The following is a 17,065-nucleotide window of genomic DNA, read 5'->3' on the forward strand; positions in this document are numbered from 1 at the left end:
CTCAGGCATTCAACTAAACACTCAAACGAAAAGGTCAAAATCGTGATTATTGAACGCAACATTGCACCCTACGTGGTTTTCGCTGAAGACCCGATTCTCAACGCTCTGCAGAAGATTTCTGCTAACGGCCAGCGCATCATCTTCCTGGTGAACGAGTCCGGCATCCTGCGCGGTTCGCTCTCTGACGGCGACTTCCGTCGTTGGCTGATTGCTAACCCCACTGCATCCCTGGAGACCAGCGCCCTGGACGCTGCAAACACCAACCCGCAGACCGCACCGGCTGACGCTGATCCCGAGACCCTGCGCGCATACTTCGCGAAGGGCATCAACCACGTGCCGCTGACCGACGAGCGCGGTCACCTCGTGGCACTGGCAATGGACGAGCAGGACGTTCTGCGCATCGGTAAGCACACCATCAGCGAGGATTCCCCCTCCTTCATCATTGCTGAGATTGGTAACAACCACCAGGGTAGCGTTGACTTCGCTAAGGAACTGGTGGATTTGGCTGTTGAGTCCGGCGCGGACGCTGTGAAGTTCCAGCTGCGCGACATGGACGCTCTGTACCGCCAGCGCGGTGCGGCAACCGCAGGTGAGGACCTGGGCGTTCAGTACACCCTGGACCTGCTGTCCCGCTTCTCCCTGACCGTTGACCAGATGTACGAGGTCTTCGACCACGTCAAGCAGCACGACATGGACATCATGTGCACCCCCTGGGACGCACCCTCCGTTCAGGCGCTGGTTGACTACGGCATCCAGGGTATGAAGATTGCGTCTGCTGACCTGACCAACCACGAGCTGCTGCGCGACGTGGCTTCCCGCGGCCTGCCCATGCTGGTTTCCACCGGTATGAGCCGTGAAGAGGAAATCCGCGAGTCCGTTGCCCTGCTGCGTAACGCAGGCGCATCCTACGCTCTGCTGCAGTGCCAGTCCGCATACCCGGCACCCTTCAAGGACGTCAACCTGGCGTACATGGACCGCCTGGCTGAGATTGGTCAGTGCCTGGTCGGCTACTCCGGTCACGAGCGTGGCTACCACGTGCCGATCGCTGCTGTTGCTCGCGGCGCGAAGATCATTGAGAAGCACTTCACCACTGACAAGACCCTCGAGGGTAACGACCACACCGTCTCCCTGCTGCCTGAGGAATTCAAGGCAATGGTTCAGCAGATCCGTGAGGTTGAGGCCGCTATCGGTTCTGCTGCTCCTCGTGAGGTGTCCACCGGTGAGCTGATGAACCGCGTGAACCTGGCAAAGTCCCTGGTTGCTACCCGCCACATCGCTAAGGGTGAGGTCGTGACCGAGGCTGATGTTGCTGTGAAGTCCCCCGGCCGTGGTCTGCAGCCGAACTACCTGCCGCAGCTGCTGGGCCGCACCATGCAGCGTGACGTTGAAGAAGGCTCGTTCTTCTTCGAGGGTGACCTGAAGGACGACCTGGTGACCCGTCGCGACTTCAAGTTCGACCGTCCCTGGGGTCTGCCGGTTCGTTACCACGACTACAAGCCGCTGATTGAAGAGGCGAAGCCGGACTTCCTGGAGTTCCACTTCTCCTACAAGGACCTCGAGATCAACATCGACGACGTCTTTGACTCCAAGCTGGACATGGGCTTCACCACCCACCTGCCCGACCTGTTCGCAGGCGACTTCCTGGTGGACCTCGCATCGAAGGACCCCGAGGTGTGGGAGCGCTCCATCGCTGAGGTTCAGCGCACCATCGATATCACCCGTGACCTGACCCGCTACTTCACCGTAGACGAGGACCCGGTCATGGTCGTGACCATGGGTGGCTTCACCAAGGACAAGCATATCCCCGCTGCTGCACGTGCTGAGAAGTACGAGCGTATCGGTGAGGCACTGAAGCGTCTGGACGCATCTGGCGTTCGCCTGGCGGCTCAGACTCTGCCCCCGTACCCCTGGCTGATGGGTGGTCAGCAGTACCACAACCTGTTCCTGGACCCGAAGGACACCGCAGAGTTCTCGCGTGCATTCGACACCGCACTCTGCCTGGACATCTCCCACACCATGCTTGCCTGCAACTTCCTGAACATTCCGCTGTCGGAGGCTGTTGAGCAGCTGGCACCGCTGTCCATCCACCTGCACCTGGTGGACGGCACCGGCGTTGACGGTGAGGGCGTTCAGGTCGGCGAAGGCGATGTCGACTGGGCATCCCTGGGTAAGCAGCTGCGTGAGCTGGCACCGAAGGCATCCTTCATTCCCGAAATCTGGCAGGGCCACATCAATAACGGTGAGGGCTTCTTCACCGCACTGGACCGCCTCGAGAAGTGGCTGTAGAAAGTAGACACTCACTCATGAATTCAAACGGATTTCCCACTGCCCTGTGGGTCGTTCCGGTTCCCGATTTTGGTGGAGTAGCTCGGCACGTTGTCGATATGGCACGTGCCGGGCTCCCCGGCTTTAACCTGGTGGTTCTCGCACCCGAAGGTAAGCTCACGAGCCGCCTTGAGGAACTGGACGTCACCGTCATCAAGGCTGAGTTCGGTCCCGACTACGGTTTTAAGACTTCCTTTACCTCTCTGCAGAAGGCTATTGAGCAGCTCCGCCCGGATATTGTGCACAGCCACCTGGCATATGCGGACGTTGTAGCGACCGCCGTGGTGAATGCTCTGCGTATCCGTAGCGTGATTAAGCGCGGCACCTGCGTGCCGAAGCTTCTGACCACTGAACACGGTATCGCCGGTAATGACTCGGTGTACCACGGTAGCTCCTGGCGTTCTAAGCTCATGGAGACCGTACACCGTGTGCGCCTGTGGGGCACTGACCAGGCGATTGCTGTTTCCCGTTCCACTGCTGATCAGATGCGTGCCAAGTGGGGCGCTCGCGGCGTGGAGCTGGTGTACAACGGCGTGGATATCCCCGAGGTGCATGCGGCTGTTGAGCAGCAGCGTGTTCCCGCAGAGGGAGGCCCGCGTATTCTCTCGCTGTCCCGTCTGTCCCCTGAGAAGGGCATCGACGTGCTATTGGATGCTTTTGCACAGCTTCGTGCTGATTACCCGCAGGCTCATCTTGAGATTGCGGGCTCTGGCGATTTGGCGTCCGAGTTGCAGGCTCAGGCACAGCGCCTGAACCTGGGGGAATCGGTGACCTTCAGCGGTTTCGTTAACCCGATTGAGGCGATGGGCCGTAGCGACATGATTGTTCAGCTGTCGGTGTGGGAGAACTGCTCCTACACTCTGCTGGATGCTAAGGCAGCCGGCCTGAAGACGGTCGCTACCGCTGTGGGCGGCAACCCGGAGATTCTGGGTGCCGACGAGCTGGTGGACCGCCAGAGTGCAACCCTGACTCAGGATGTTCTGCAGGTTATGCGCCAGCAGCTGCTGAAGGGCGAGTCTGAGTCTTTCACCTGGATCTCGAATGAGCAGATGGCTGCTCAGACGGTTGATATTTACGCACGTGTACTTCGAGGAGGCAGATTATGAGCCAGACTTCGCAGGTTTACGCGCACTTGAATGAGCCCGCTGAGAAGTCGGAAGTTTCGCGTTTCTCTGAAGCTGTGTCTCGCGGTAGCGATTACCTCCGCCATCAGAGTAGCCAGATCCGAATGCCCGAGTTCATTATGGCGTTCCTTCTGCTTTTTGGTGACGCGGTACCGGGTATTGGTTTGCCTTTTAACCAGGTAATCATTCTTCTGCTGGCGCTGTACGGTCTGACTCGTAAGCCGACTTTTGACGTGAGTCATTTTTCGGGTCTGCGCGCCATCATGTTTGTTGCTATGGGTTACCTCGCACTCGTTTCAATCAATGGTGTTCACTCTGAGGACGCATCGGACTGGACGCGTCGTTTGCTGCGTCTTGTAGCGGCAACGGTATTGATTTGGGCTATTGCTGCTGGGCGTCTGCATATCCGTTCTATTGTTCTTGGGTACTCATCTGCGATTCTTTTCAACGCGGTAGGGTATTTTGCGGGTTTTGCCCCGTCAACTGGTTATCTTGGTTATCTGACCGGCTGGTTGGGTGACAAGAACTTCTCGGGTCTGGTGTATTGCCTCTTCGGTTTGCTCATTTTGAGCTTTGCCCGTAACAAAATTGAAGTTATCGGGGCTATTGTTGTTTTCTCCGGTCTGCTATGGGCTACGGGTTCTCGTACCTCTATTGCGGCGTATGTTGCGGGTCTGATTTGGATTGTCATCGCGAACCGTCTGAAGACTTTCGGTCGCATCGCCTTGGGTGTGGCCCTGTACTGGCTGATTGATATTTTGACCAGTGACTACGCACAGTCCGGTGCCTTCGCAGATCGTACCGGTACGGATGCGCTTCGTTCGCTGATTGACCAGGCATCTGAAATCAAAGTTCAGGCAACTGGCTTCTTCGGCCAGGGCTTGGGTGAGGCATACGTATACCTGGTTCATACCGGTTCGAAGACCTGGTTCCTCCATAACTCGTACTGGTCTGCTCTGATTGAGGGTGGCTGGCCATGGATGATCCTGGTTGTCACCATTACCCTGCTCTTTATCGTGAACGTGTTTAGCGATAAGAAGACTCTGCCGCCAAAGTTCTACGTCGTGCAGGGTGCTGGCGTCGCCATCATGATTTGTGCTTCTCGCCTGGGCGAAGTGTTCTACACCTGGCCGTGGGCCGTTGTCTGTGGTTTGGCTCTGCGCGTGTTGTTGATTGAACGCGAACAGCGTTTGGGCACTGGCCACGATGAGGCGAGTATCGAAGGCTTCGACGAGCGAATTGAAATTCGTGATGCTGAAGAGAAGTCGCAACACGCTGCGTCGGTGTGGAAGGAAGAAAATGTCTAAGACTAATCAAGCTCCTGAAGTGAGCGTCATTATTTGCGCGCTGAACGCGGCATCGACTCTTCCTCGCCAGCTTAAGGCTCTGGAGAACCAGGAAACTGAGCTTCCGTACGAAGTGATTTTGGTAGACAACGGTTCGGAGGACGACACCCGTGCCGTTATGGAAGCGTGGGCTCAGGAACCCCGAGAGGATAAGTTCACGGTCAAGGTTGTGGACGCCTCCGCAACTCCGGGTATTCCCGCGGCCCGTAATGCTGGCGCACGTGCCGCATCCGGTAGGGTCTTGGCATTCTGCGATGCTGATGATGAAGTATCTCCTCAGTGGGTTCAGGCGTTTTCAGATGTGCAGGACAAGGAACTGGCGGGTGGCTGGATTCGTGCTTTTGATGCTAACGGCACCCCCCGCCCCGACGCCTTTGGTAAGGGTTTGATTGCAACTGCTTATCTGCCGCATGTGGGCAACTGTAACTGTGCCATTACCCGTGCACGCTTTTTCGAAATTGGCGGCTACGATGAGTCTCTTCCTCGCTACGGCTATGAGGATGTGGATATTTCGTGGCGCCATCAGGAAGCTGACGGCGTGATGCGCTTTATCCCTGAAGCAGAGATCCGCTTTACTCTCTCGGAGGGGAAGAGCTCTATCCGTAAGAAGTACGAGCTGGGTGTGGGACGTGTGCTGATGGCCCGCCGTTTCCCCAAGTATGATTCTGCAACGTATTCGTTGAAGTCTACTGTGGCTGGTAGCGTTCAGCAGCTGCTGAATATTCTGCGTCAGGCTGTGACCCAACGTAAGGTTGCTCGTCGTGATGTTGCTACCTGGGTTGCTTCGTTGGGGCGTATCCGTGGAAGTATCAAATACTCTGGTAAGAATTATGTGCCCGCCCGTAAGCTGGTGAAGGAGTAGAAGGATGGAGAAAGAACTCTACATCGCCACCAATAACGGTGACATGGGCGGCGGCGAGGTCATGCTTCTGAACATCGCCCGCGCGGCCCGTAGCCTTGGCTACAAGGTCACCATTGTGGGCCCTTCCGAGCCGAAGCAGCTTGTAGAAGCTGCTGCGGATGAAGGTTTTGCGCGCGTGGTACTGCCAGCTAAGAACCGCGCACAGTACATGGTGGCTCTGCGTAGCTGGCACGCTCGCCACAAGGATGTTCTGCTGTGGTGTAACGGTCTGGTTCCCGCAACGGCAACGGGCGGTCGCAAGAACCGCATCGTGCACCTGCATCAGCTTCCTACCGGCGTGAACGCGAAGCTCGTACCCTTTGCCCGCCATAAGGCGTCTGTCACCCTGGTCCCGAGCCGCTATGTGGCTCGTGCCTGCCCCGGCAGCGAACTGTTTGCGAACTGGGTCAGCGGCGTATCCACCGAGCTGGATCACCGTGTGGGGGAGCGCCGACTTCGCGTCGGTTACCTGGGGCGTTTGACTCCGTCTAAGGGCATCGCGACCCTGTGCCAGGCGATGAGTTCCTTGAACTCTAACGGCATTGAATACGACCTGGTGATTGGCGGCGAGCCTGTCTTCGCATCTGACGAGGAACGCGCTGAGGTTGAGGACGCGCTAGCCCGTGTTGCTACCTTCAGCACCCGCTTGGGCTGGACTACCCCGGACCGTCTTTTCGGTGACATCGACATGCTCGTTGTACCTTCGATTGCCCCCGAGTCCTTTGGCTTGGTGGTCGCTGAAGCGATGAGCGCACGCGTCCCTGTGATTGTCAGTGACGCGGGTGCTCTGTCGGAGGTGCTGGGCGGCGCCTCGTACCCGTACGTTGTGCCTGCAGACCAGCCGGTAGCTCTTGCGCAGGCCATTAAGAGCCTGGGTACTGAGCTTCGAGAAGATACGGATGCCCTGGCGGAGCGAACCTCCGAGCTGTTCTGGCGTTGGCAGGAAAACTACTCGCCTGAAGCAGGTAAGGTCCGTGTTGGTGAGATTCTGGAGCGTTTTATCCGCTAAGGTGCTTCTAACCCTATAAATCATTCCCAACGGATATCCTCTCACTCAAACCCGAAGGAAAATTATGACGACTACCCACCGTTACAAGGCTGCGGTTATCATCCCCTCTCGCGGTGGTGCAGATATTCTGCACTACCCGCTGGATGCGCTTGCTGCCCAGACCGAGAAGGACTTCCAGGTTATCGTGGTCCTCGACGGCGATATTGATAACAGCGAAGCTGTGCTTGACCGCTACATTGCGGAAGGCAAGCTGAACCTGACCAAGATTGTTTTCGAGGAGAACCGCGGTCGTGTGGCAGCGCTGAACGCTGGTCACCGTGCGGCTGATGCGGATGTCCTCATCCGTTGCGATGATGATCTTGAGCCCGCTACCGACTATGTTGAGGCGCAGATTCGCCTGCACCGTGATTACGACGGTGTGATTGGTACCTTGAAGAACGTGTACCCGGACACTCCCTACTCTCGTGTGTATGGTAACTTCCGCGATGCTCGATTCAAAGAGGGCGCCCTCAGCGTAGCTGAAGAAGGCCGTTGGCTGTACTGGAACGGTAACTCTTCTATCTCTGCGGAGTACTTTGAGCGTACTGGCGGCTACGACCCCGCGTACCGTCTCTACGGGTGGGAAGACGTAGACATGGGCAAAATGGTCCATGACGCTGGTGGCCGCATCATCATCTCTGATGAGGTTGAGGTCAAGCACTATGCTGAGGCTACCACCACTGCGGTGCGTGCCCTGCGTGCCCTGCACTCGGGTTCTGCCCGCACCATCTTCGTGCGTAAGCACGGCGATGCGGCGCACCCTGCCCCGAACCCGACTGGTCCCTGGGGTTTCTTGGTCAAGACCCTCGCTCGTTTCACCACCGAGAAGACCATTAAGGCTCTGGGGGATGCGAGCGATAAGATTCTGCTTAAGCTACCCGCCAAGGTTGCAGAGAAGCTTGTGGCGCTGCAGGTTGAGGCTGCATCCTATGCTGGTATTCACTATCCTGAGCGTGCTCAGAAAGTTTTCTAGGAGGAAAAGGAAATGTCACTCACTCAGCTCTTGACCTCCGCTCCGTTTACCGGGCCGAAGAACCCTGACGCGGTGCTCGCGGATATCCCGAAGAGCCTCAAGAAGCTTGGCCGCCTGGTGCGCCGTTACGCGCCGATGGTCAAGCCTGAGGCTACTGAAGAGATTGCGATTGCCCATGATTACCTGACTCAGCGCGGCGGCGCGGAGCGTGTTGTCCTGGCAATGCACCGTGCGTTCCCGGACGCACCGATTTACACGACTCTGTACGACCCGGAGGGTACCTTTCCCGAGTTCAAGGACGCGAAGATTATCACGAGTCCTTTGAACAAGATTGGTTATCTGCGTCGTAACCACCGCATGGCTTTGCCGATTCTGCCGTTTGCTTCTTCTTTCTTGAAGGTGCCGGCTGAGCGTGCTGTGGTGTCGACGACCGGTTGGGCGCACGGTTTCAACTTCGCCGGCCGTAAGTTCATCTACTGCCATTCTCCGGCGCGTTGGCTGTACCTGAGCGATCAGTACTTGGGTGAGAAGAGCACCGGCCCCGTACCTCTGCTGCTGAAGACCCTGCGTCCTGCACTGATGCTGTGGGATCACTGGGCGGCTCACCGCTCGGCGGTGTACGTGGCGAATGCGAGCGTGATTAAGAAGCGCATCGAGAACGTGTACGGCAAGAAGGACGTTCCGATTTTCTTCCCGCCGCACTCGGTAGACACCACCGCACCGGTTGAGCCTATTCCGGGTCTGGAAGAGTTCACCGAATCGGACGATTATTTCTTGATCGTTTCTCGCCTGCTGCCCTACAAGAATGTTGACAAGGCTGTTGAAGCCTGCAATGAGTTGGGTAAGAAGCTGCTGGTGATCGGCCGCGGTCCGGAGAAGGAACGTCTGGAAGCGCTTGCGGGCCCGACTGTTCGTATTGCTTCGGGTGTTTCGGACGCGCAGCTACGTTATGCGTACCGTCACTGCCTGGCACTGCTGGCTATCTCTTATGAGGACTTCGGTATTACCCCGCTGGAAGCGGGCGCTAGCGGCAAGGCCGTGATTGCCTACCGTGCGGGCGGCTTCCTGGATACCATTCAGGAAGGCAAGACCGGCATGTTCATCAACCAGCCGACCGTGGAGCAACTGGTGGAAGCTCTCAAGGCTTTCAACCCGGACGACTGGGATGCCGACTATATCCGTGAGCACGTTGACGGTTTCTCGGAGGCTCGTTTCATCAGCCGTCTGAAGACCTACGTGCAGGCCCTGCCCGAAGACTAAAAGAGCTCGGCTCATAGAAGAAAGCGGGGCGGTAGAACTATAAAGTTCTACCGCCCCGCCTTCTTTATTCGTTCTGAGAGCCTTAGCGGGCCTCTAGGAGCCCCTTGGAGAGCAGTTCAGGAATGAAACCCTCAATCTGCGGTCCCATGGTCTCTATGGGTTGTTCATACATTTCGCAGAGCACGTCGATAGCGTCCTGCAATGGCATCGGGTCTTCAAAAATACTCCAAATAATGGAGGCTGAGTCCTGAAGAACAGACAGCTCACCGTTGGCAAGATTTGCGAGATAAGTTGCTGTGGGGGAGTACTTAGCGAACTCTTCAGAATGGACATACGCGATGTTCTCGGGGATGCCGTATACGGTCTGACGGGAATCTACTGGATTGCTCATTTTTTCACCTTGATTCCAAAACGCTCAAAGAACTTTGCACGTATCTCTGCCTTAGTGGGGGTGCGTCCCAGCTGCATCGCCAAATGGTCCTTATTCACGAGGAAAATATTTTTGAGGGTGCGCAGCTTATCGTGCAGGGTAGTTGCTGATTGCAGACGTCCGATCCACTGGATGTAGTGGGGCACATCCTGGGAAACCGACAGCCACAGCAGGTAATCGCGGTCGTCACGGTACTGCTCCAGACCGCCCATAGCCGCGCTATATGCGAGGGAAGAGTCAAGTTCCTCCGCACGGGCTCGTAGGCGCTGCCAATCGCTGTAGGAGAGCAGAGAAACCAGATAGTTAATATCTGCGCTGTAACGTGATGCAGCGCGGGCGCGGTGAAGCACCACGAGAAGACGCGCGTCCAGATCGCTGGGGACGGTGCAGGGACGGTGAGCAATCATACGGGTCTTGCGTGCCGCCCAGATGCGGTCAAAAGCTTTCTCGTAGTCACCGTGGCGTCCCAGACCGGGGAAGAAACGATGAATATCGGTCAGGCCCCATGAAGCGTGGTAAAGCGTCATCGCGTGCTCGAACACGGAACCTGTTTCGAAGTGGGCTTGGATACGCCATCCATCTGCCAGAAGGATCTCTACAAAGCGGTCCACGTGAGAGGGACGGACGAGCAGGTCAGCGTCGGAGCTGTACCTGCCCTTGCGGTAAATTTCCTGGGAGAAAGCGTAGCCTTTGACATGCAGAATATCGATGGAGTGCATGTCGGCAATCCGCTGGAAGTAGGCGTGCGCAAGCCGAATCCGTGCCGCGAGCGGAGTAGTCTGCGGCTCCGGGGTATTGGATGAGTGAGTGGTCACAATAGCCTTTCGGTGCACATGTATACCAGATAAGTATAAGGCGGGACGGGCAGAAAATACTGCCCATCCCGCCCTATGTTGCTCCCTATGATTTAGGGCGCTTATTACGTTATTACTTCTTGGTCGAGGACTTCTTCGACGACTTCTTGTCGCCTTCCTTGCCGTAACCGTAGTAGGTTGCATAACCAACGTAGGCGCTTGCGTAACCGAAACCGTAGTAGGAGTTACCCAGGCCCTTACGGGGTGCACGGTTCAGAACCATACCGAGGAGTTTCGCGTTGACCTTCTTCAGGATGCTTGCAGCCTCAGTCATCTGTTCACGGTGGCTTCGGCCGATAGAACCAACGAGAATTACGCCATCCACGGAGTGTGAGAGCAACGAAGCGTCGGTCACGGGCAGCAACGGCGGAACGTCGACGACCACGATGAACTCTTCGGAGAGCTCGTTGATCAGCTGGCGCATCTTATCCGAGCCCAGAAGCTCGGAGGGGTTCGGGGGGATACGGCCTGCAGGCAGGACGAAGAGGTTCGAATCGCCCAGCTGGTGCACAGCGTTAGCAATCTCGACCTGGCCAGCCAGAACCTGGGTCAGACCGACCTTAGCGTCGAGTTTCAGCTTTTTAGCCACGGTCGGGCGGCGGAGGTCGGCGTCAATGAGGATGACGGGCGAACCTGCATCAGCCATTGCGCGAGCCAGCGCCAGCGACACGGTCGACTTACCTTCACCGGGCACTGCGGAGGTGACGATGAACGAACGCGGGGGAGTGTCAACGTTCACGAAGCGCAGGTTGGTGCGCAACTGACGAATGGATTCCTGCGCGATGTGGTCGTCGGTGTTGCCGTTAACGATGTTTTCTTCGTTCAGGTCGTCACTGACGGGCAGGACACCCAGGATGCTCGCGCCGGTTGCCTTGGTAGCATCGTCACGAGTGCGGATGCGCTGATCCAGTGCGCGGCGCAGGAAGATCGCCAGGTACACCAGACCAAGGCCAGCAACAGCACCGATGAGCACGTTCTGCTGGTAATTCGGAGCTACCAGCGGGGGGTTCACGCTTGCGTTGTTTAGCGGAATCACGCGAACGGTGTTGTTGGTGGTCGGGGATGCGGCGGCGTTTTCGCCGTTCACCAGTGCCTGAGCGTTACCGGGGTTCTGCTCAATTTCCTTGATGTAGTCGGCGGTAGCCTGCAACGCACCGTTAGCGAGCAACTGTGCGTTCTTCGGGGAAGAAGCCTGCGCGCTCACGGTAATCAGTGCAGCGTTGTCACCAGCGGTTGCGGTTAGGCTCGCGCGAATCTGACCGGTGCTCAGGGACAGCTCGGGGTTGTTCTGCTTAATCTTCTGTGCCACGGCCTCAGAGGAGACGATAGCAGCGTAGGAGCGAGCACGCTCCTTAGCAGCCGAAGAACCCGAGAGAACATCCACCGTACCGGACTCGCCCACGGTCACGTAGCCCGAGGACGATGCAGCGTAGACCTTCGGCTGGAGAGAGGCATAGCCGAAGCCCGCTGCGGCACCGACAACGATGCCAATAATCAGCAGCCAGAGGTTAGCCCTCGTGGTGCGGAAAAATTCCAAAATGGTCATGGTAGTGAGAATACTCCAGAAAGTTTGAGTTAGCGTACCTGCAACGTGGAGTGTTGTTGCAGGCGGTGAAGGGATACGAAGATCCCCTGGTGTTTATTAGCGGAGCAATCCGAGCAGGTAACTACCGTAACCGCTCTTGACGAGGGGGGTAGCGATGTCGCGCAACTGCTCATCGGAGAGCCAACCGTGGCGCCACGCAATTTCCTCCGGGCAACCAACCGACAGACCCTGACGGCTCTGAACAGTGCGGATGAAGTTAGTGGCATCAGCGAGTGAATCAAAGGTTCCGGTATCGAGCCACGCGGTACCGCGAGGCAGAACCTCAACCTTCAGTTTACCCTGTTCCAAGTAGACGCGGTTGAGGTCAGTGATTTCCAACTCACCGCGCGGGGAAGGTTCGATCTGACGTGCATACTCTACAACCTTCGAGTCATAGAAGTACAGACCCGGAATAGCGTAGTCGCTCTTGGGGTTCTCGGGCTTCTCTTCAATAGACAGTGCATTGAAATTCTCATCGAACTCCACCACACCGTAAGCGCGAGGATCAGCAACCTGGTAAGCGAAGACGGTCGCGCCATCCTTCTGCTCGTAGGTGGCAAGCTGAGTACCCAGACCGGGACCGTAGAAGATATTGTCACCGAGCACGAGGGCTACGGGGTCATTACCAATAAAATCAGCACCCAGAATAAATGCCTGTGCCAGACCATCCGGAGACGGCTGCACCTTGTATTCGAGATTAATACCGAAACGGGAACCGTCACCGAGCAGTCGCTGGAACTGCTCCTGATCGGTAGGAGTGGTAATAATCAAAATATCGCGGATACCCGCCAGCATGAGAGTGGACAGCGGGTAGTAAATCATCGGCTTGTCATAGACCGGAGTGAGCTGCTTGCTAATACCCTGAGTGATAGGGTGCAAACGGCTTCCGGTGCCGCCGGCAAGAATAATTCCCTTCATAACTTCTTATTGTGTCATGTTTATCTCTTTGTTGAGGCATAAAAATCGCTGTTTAGGCAGGTAAAATATACCGTATGGCTCACATTCTTGTTACCGGCGGTGCCGGTTTTATTGGTTCGAACTTTGTTCACCACCTCATCGATAACACTGATCACACTATTACTGTGCTGGATAAGATGACCTACGCCGCAAATGCTGCGTCTTTGGAAGGTCTTCCTGAATCCCGCTTTAAGCTCGTCGTAGGCGACATTGCCGACCGCGAGCTGGCTGACGAACTGGTCGGCAAGGCAGACGCTGTCGTTCACTACGCTGCGGAATCGCACAACGACAACTCCCTCTCCAACCCCGAACCGTTCATTCACACTAACCTCATCGGTACTTTCAGCCTCCTGGAAGCAGTCCGTAAGCACGGCACTCGCTACCACCACATCTCCACCGACGAGGTCTTCGGCGACCTCGAGCTGGACGATCCGGCAAAGTTCACCGAAACCACCCCCTACAACCCCTCTTCCCCTTACTCCTCCACCAAGGCAGGCTCCGACCTGCTCGTGCGCGCATGGGTCCGCTCCTTCGGTATTGAAGCAACCATCTCTAACTGCTCCAACAACTACGGCCCCTACCAGCACATCGAGAAGTTCATCCCCCGCCAGATCACTAACATCCTCTCGGGTCTGACCCCGAAGCTGTACGGCGAGGGCCTGAACGTTCGTGACTGGATTCACGCATCCGACCACTCTTCTGCTGTGCTGCGCATCCTGGAGCAGGGCAAGATTGGCGAAACCTACCTCATCGGTGCAGACGGTGAAGAGAACAACATCACCGTTCTGCGCACCATCCTGCGACTGATGGGCAAGGACGAGAACGACTTCGAGCACGTGGTTGACCGCCCCGGTCACGACCTGCGCTACGCAATCGACGGTAGCCGCCTGCGTGCAGAGCTCGGCTGGGAGCCGAAGTTCACCGACTTCGAGTCCGGTCTTGCCGACACCATTAAGTGGTACACCGACAACCGCGGCTGGTGGGAGCCCCTGAAGGCTGAGGTTGAGGCGAAGTACGCAAAGGCTGGCCAGTAATGACCAAGGAATTGAAGGTTACTGAAACCGAGATTCCCGGCCTGCGCATCATTGACCTGCCGGTTCACGGCGATAATCGCGGTTGGTTCAAGGAAAATTGGCAGCGCGAGAAGATGGTCGCAGCCGGTCTGCCCGACTTCAACCCGGTGCAGAACAACATTTCGTTCAACGCTTCGGTAGGTACCACCCGCGGTATTCACGCCGAGCCGTGGGATAAGTACGTTTCTGTTGCGACCGGCCGTATCTTCGGCGCGTGGGTTGACCTGCGTGCCGGCGAATCCTTCGGTAAGGTCGTCACCGTGGAGCTGGGCCCGGATACCGCTATTTTTGTGCCCCGCGGCGTGGGTAACTCCTTCCAGACCTTGGAAGAGAACACCGCCTACACCTACCTGGTGAACGACCACTGGTCGGCGGATGCAGTATCCGGCTACAGCTTCCTGAACCTTGCCGATGAGACCGTCGCAATCGACTGGCCTATCGACCTGGAGAAGGCAGAGCTCTCTGAGAAGGACCGTAACCACCCGCGTCTGAACGAGATTAAGCCTCTGGAAGCCGATCCGATTCTGATTATTGGCGCTGGCGGTCAGCTCGGCACCGAGCTGGTTCGCCAGCTCACCGAGCAGAACGTGCCCTTCCTGGCTGTGGATCGCGACCGCCTCGATTTGGGCAAGCCCGAGCAGTGGCGCGATGCATTCCGCTGGCGCTCCTTCCGTGCGGTTATCAACGCTGCAGCGTACACCGCAGTGGATCAGGCAGAAACCCCCGAGGGTCGCCGTGAAGCCTGGGCAGCTAACGCCCTGGGTGTGAGCGCTCTTGCCTCTATCTGTGAAGAAGCTAACCTGCCGCTAGTTCACGTATCCACCGACTACGTCTTTGACGGCTCCCTGCCCCTGGGTGAGGAATACCCGGAGGATTACCCCCTGGCACCGCTGAGCGTCTACGGCGCGTCCAAGGCTGCCGGTGAGGTTGCCGCTGCCGCATGGCGTAAGCACTACACCCTGCGTACCAGCTGGGTTGTTGGCGCCGGCAAGAACTTTGTGGGCACCATGGCGTCCCTGGCTGAGCGCGGTATCGACCCGTCCGTGGTCGCCGACCAGTGGGGTCGCCCGACCTTCACCCAGGACCTGGCAGCAGCTGCCCTGCACCTGTTCTTCTCCGGCGCTGAATACGGCACCTACAACGTGTCGAACACCGGTGAAGTCATCAACTGGGCACAGTTCGCTCGTGCAGTGTACGAGGGTACCGGCCACGACCCGGCACGAGTCAGCGACACCACCACCGAGGAATACTTCGCCAACGCTGAGCTCTTCGCTCACCGTCCGACGAACTCGGCAATGGACCTGTCCAAGCTGATTGCCGCGGGCTTCACCCCGCGCAATCACCGCGAGGCGCTCGCCGCCTACCTTGCAGAAATGGGTTCCTAATCCTCTAGGATTTGGTCCTAATATCTGCTGATAACAGCATAAAAGGCGTGAAAAGCGCCATATTACAGGTTCCCGGCCCTTGAAGAAGAGCCGGGAACCTGTACAATATTGTCTTGGCCAAGGCGGTGGAATACACGAAACGTGTAGGTCCGTAACTGACGGTGGCTGGTTGGAAAGAGATTTCTGGCGCCAGTCCCTATTCCACTTGGCGCATCACTTCTAACCAAGAAAGGGTGGACGACTCATGTCAGATACCATCAAAATTTCAGCTACCGTACGTAGCGACTTCGGCAAGGGCTACGCGCGCCGCATCCGCATGGCAGGCGACATCCCCGCCGTCATCTACGGCCACGGCGAAGAGCCCAAGCACGTAGTACTCCCCGGCCACGCAACCACCCTGGCTGCCCGCGTCCCCAACGCTATCCTCGACCTCGACATCGAAGGTGAATCACACCTCGCAATGATCAAGGACATCCAGCGTCACGCAATCCGCCCCGAACTGCAGCACATCGACCTGCTGACCGTTAAGCGCGGCGAGCGCGTTGAGATTGAGGTTCCTGTACACGTTGAAGGCGAGCCTGCTGTTGGCGCCGTTGCTAACCAGGAAGAAACCGTTCTTCTGGTTGAAGCTGACGCACTGAAGGCACCCGAAGCTTTGACCGTGAGCATCGAAGGCCGCGAAGCTGGCGCTCACGTTCTGGCATCAGACGTTGAACTGCCCTCAGGCGTAACCCTGGTTGCAGACGCTGAACTGCTGATCGTTAACGTTTCTGAGCCCGAGGAACTCGACGTTCCCGAGCCCGGTGAAGAAGGCGAAAACGCACCCGAGGGTGACATCGTTGAAGCTTCCGAGGAATCAGATTAGGCTGGCGAAGCTCACGACTCAGATAACTCAAAGCACTAGACCGCGCCTAGCGCAACAGTGATTTGTGGATGGCCCGCCGCTACCTCTCTTCTGAGGTGGTAGCGGGCCATACTCATAGAATGGTGTAGTCCATGAATTTTCTAAAAACCTTTTACAGCGCCGTGGAAAGGGCGAAGAGATGTCTGATACCTGGCTGATCGTGGGCCTGGGCAACCCCGGCCCCAACTACGCCAAAACCCGCCACAATATCGGCCAGATGGTCCTGGACGAGCTCGCCAAGGAAGTTGGCGGCAGCTTCAAGAAACACTCCAAGGCATCCGCGGTCGTGGTGGAGGGGCGCCTCGGCTTCGGCGGCCCCAAGGTGGTGCTCATGAAGTCCCTCGGCTACATGAACACCTCGGGCGGCCCCGTTAGCGCCATCGCCAAGTTCTACGGTATTGACCCCGACCACATCATCGTCGTCCACGACGAGCTCGACATCCCCTTCGACACCATCAAGCTTAAGATTGGCGGGGGAGAGGGCGGCCATAACGGACTGCGCGACATCACCAAGGCTCTGGGCACCAAGGACTACTACCGCGTGCGTACCGGCATCGGTCGTCCGCCCGGACGCATGGACACCGCGGACTTCGTGCTCAAACCCTTCAGCAGTACCGAGGCGAAGGCTCTGCCGTTCCTCATCTCGAACGCCGCGGATGCAACCGTCATGCTCATCAAGGAGGGCCTACAGGCTACCCAGCAGCGCTACCACGGCGCAGGCTCCTAAGCATAAGACCGCACTGGGCATGCGCTGAACTGGGCAATGCATGGTGTGGGTCGATGTGTGAACTAGGCTCTACCTAACTATGCAAGAGCCCGGTGAGGGAATAAGCTAGAAAAGAATGACGTTATACGCTCCACGACGGGAAAATACCCGACCCGTGGAGCGTATGAGCGAGA

At 57.4% G+C, this 17,065-nt stretch carries 15 protein-coding genes; 11 read left to right on the forward strand and 4 right to left on the reverse strand.

All coding sequences use genetic code 11. The features are described 5' to 3' along the window. Positions 1–42 precede the first annotated feature (42 nt). The 7 genes from HMPREF2999_RS04695 to HMPREF2999_RS04725 all read left to right on the forward strand — a co-directional run bounded on the left by HMPREF2999_RS04695 (position 43) and on the right by HMPREF2999_RS04725 (position 8,977). The gene (locus tag HMPREF2999_RS04695) at positions 43–2,286 is read left to right on the forward strand and encodes an N-acetylneuraminate synthase family protein (RefSeq protein WP_070600621.1); all 2,244 of its coding nucleotides are present in this window, start codon (positions 43–45) and stop codon (positions 2,284–2,286) included. A gap of 17 nt (positions 2,287–2,303) precedes the next feature. After that, positions 2,304–3,431, forward strand: a complete 1,128-nt coding sequence (locus HMPREF2999_RS04700; RefSeq protein ID WP_070676141.1) for a glycosyltransferase family 4 protein — start codon at positions 2,304–2,306, stop codon at positions 3,429–3,431. Continuing rightward, the gene (locus HMPREF2999_RS04705) at positions 3,428–4,756 is read left to right on the forward strand and encodes a hypothetical protein (protein ID WP_246823077.1); all 1,329 of its coding nucleotides are present in this window, start codon (positions 3,428–3,430) and stop codon (positions 4,754–4,756) included. The genes HMPREF2999_RS04700 and HMPREF2999_RS04705 overlap by 4 nt, the downstream gene beginning before the upstream one ends. Beyond that, complete coding sequence (locus tag HMPREF2999_RS04710) at positions 4,749–5,657, forward strand: glycosyltransferase family 2 protein (RefSeq protein ID WP_070676143.1); 909 nt, start codon at positions 4,749–4,751, stop codon at positions 5,655–5,657. The genes HMPREF2999_RS04705 and HMPREF2999_RS04710 overlap by 8 nt, the downstream gene beginning before the upstream one ends. A gap of 4 nt (positions 5,658–5,661) precedes the next feature. Beyond that, the gene (locus HMPREF2999_RS04715) at positions 5,662–6,705 is read left to right on the forward strand and encodes a glycosyltransferase family 4 protein (protein ID WP_070676144.1); all 1,044 of its coding nucleotides are present in this window, start codon (positions 5,662–5,664) and stop codon (positions 6,703–6,705) included. A gap of 64 nt (positions 6,706–6,769) precedes the next feature. Next, a complete protein-coding gene (locus HMPREF2999_RS04720; protein WP_070676145.1) occupies positions 6,770–7,717 on the forward strand; it encodes a glycosyltransferase family 2 protein in 948 nt (315 codons plus the stop codon). Positions 7,718–7,729: 12 nt separating this feature from the next. Next, positions 7,730–8,977 (forward strand): glycosyltransferase, encoded by a 1,248-nt coding sequence (locus HMPREF2999_RS04725; RefSeq protein WP_070676146.1) that lies wholly within the window; start codon positions 7,730–7,732, stop codon positions 8,975–8,977. Between the two features lie 82 nt (positions 8,978–9,059). Here HMPREF2999_RS04725 and HMPREF2999_RS04730 read toward each other — a convergent pair whose 3' ends face one another. The 4 genes from HMPREF2999_RS04730 to rfbA all read right to left on the reverse strand — a co-directional run bounded on the left by HMPREF2999_RS04730 (position 9,060) and on the right by rfbA (position 12,764). Further along, positions 9,060–9,368, reverse strand: a complete 309-nt coding sequence (locus tag HMPREF2999_RS04730) for a PqqD family protein (protein ID WP_070676147.1) — start codon at positions 9,366–9,368, stop codon at positions 9,060–9,062. After that, positions 9,365–10,222, reverse strand: a complete 858-nt coding sequence (locus HMPREF2999_RS04735; RefSeq protein WP_070676830.1) for a nucleotidyltransferase family protein — start codon at positions 10,220–10,222, stop codon at positions 9,365–9,367. The genes HMPREF2999_RS04730 and HMPREF2999_RS04735 overlap by 4 nt, the downstream gene beginning before the upstream one ends. Before the next feature lie 112 nt (positions 10,223–10,334). After that, entirely contained in the window at positions 10,335–11,807 is a 1,473-nt protein-coding gene (locus tag HMPREF2999_RS04740) for a tyrosine-protein kinase domain-containing protein (protein ID WP_070676148.1), read from the reverse strand. A gap of 96 nt (positions 11,808–11,903) precedes the next feature. After that, the gene (rfbA, locus tag HMPREF2999_RS04745) at positions 11,904–12,764 is read right to left on the reverse strand and encodes a glucose-1-phosphate thymidylyltransferase RfbA (protein WP_070676149.1); all 861 of its coding nucleotides are present in this window, start codon (positions 12,762–12,764) and stop codon (positions 11,904–11,906) included. Between the two features lie 74 nt (positions 12,765–12,838). Here rfbA and rfbB point away from each other — a divergent pair, with 74 nt between their 5' ends. From rfbB to pth, 4 genes are all read left to right on the forward strand, one after another. Continuing rightward, complete coding sequence (rfbB, locus tag HMPREF2999_RS04750) at positions 12,839–13,837, forward strand: dTDP-glucose 4,6-dehydratase (RefSeq protein WP_044142793.1); 999 nt, start codon at positions 12,839–12,841, stop codon at positions 13,835–13,837. Further along, positions 13,837–15,261: a sugar nucleotide-binding protein gene (locus HMPREF2999_RS04755; protein ID WP_070676150.1), complete on the forward strand. Its 1,425-nt coding sequence runs from the start codon at positions 13,837–13,839 to the stop codon at positions 15,259–15,261. The genes rfbB and HMPREF2999_RS04755 overlap by 1 nt, the downstream gene beginning before the upstream one ends. A gap of 244 nt (positions 15,262–15,505) precedes the next feature. Further along, a complete protein-coding gene (locus tag HMPREF2999_RS04760; RefSeq protein ID WP_005506952.1) occupies positions 15,506–16,126 on the forward strand; it encodes a 50S ribosomal protein L25/general stress protein Ctc in 621 nt (206 codons plus the stop codon). A gap of 178 nt (positions 16,127–16,304) precedes the next feature. Beyond that, positions 16,305–16,892 carry an aminoacyl-tRNA hydrolase gene (gene pth / locus HMPREF2999_RS04765; RefSeq protein WP_070676151.1) on the forward strand — a complete coding sequence of 196 codons (588 nt, stop codon included), beginning with the start codon at positions 16,305–16,307 and terminating at the stop codon, positions 16,890–16,892. The last annotated feature ends 173 nt before the right edge of the window (positions 16,893–17,065 follow it).

Origin of the sequence: Rothia sp. HMSC066H02, assembly GCF_001814995.1 — a bacterium.
GTDB lineage: Bacteria > Actinomycetota > Actinomycetes > Actinomycetales > Micrococcaceae > Rothia > Rothia mucilaginosa.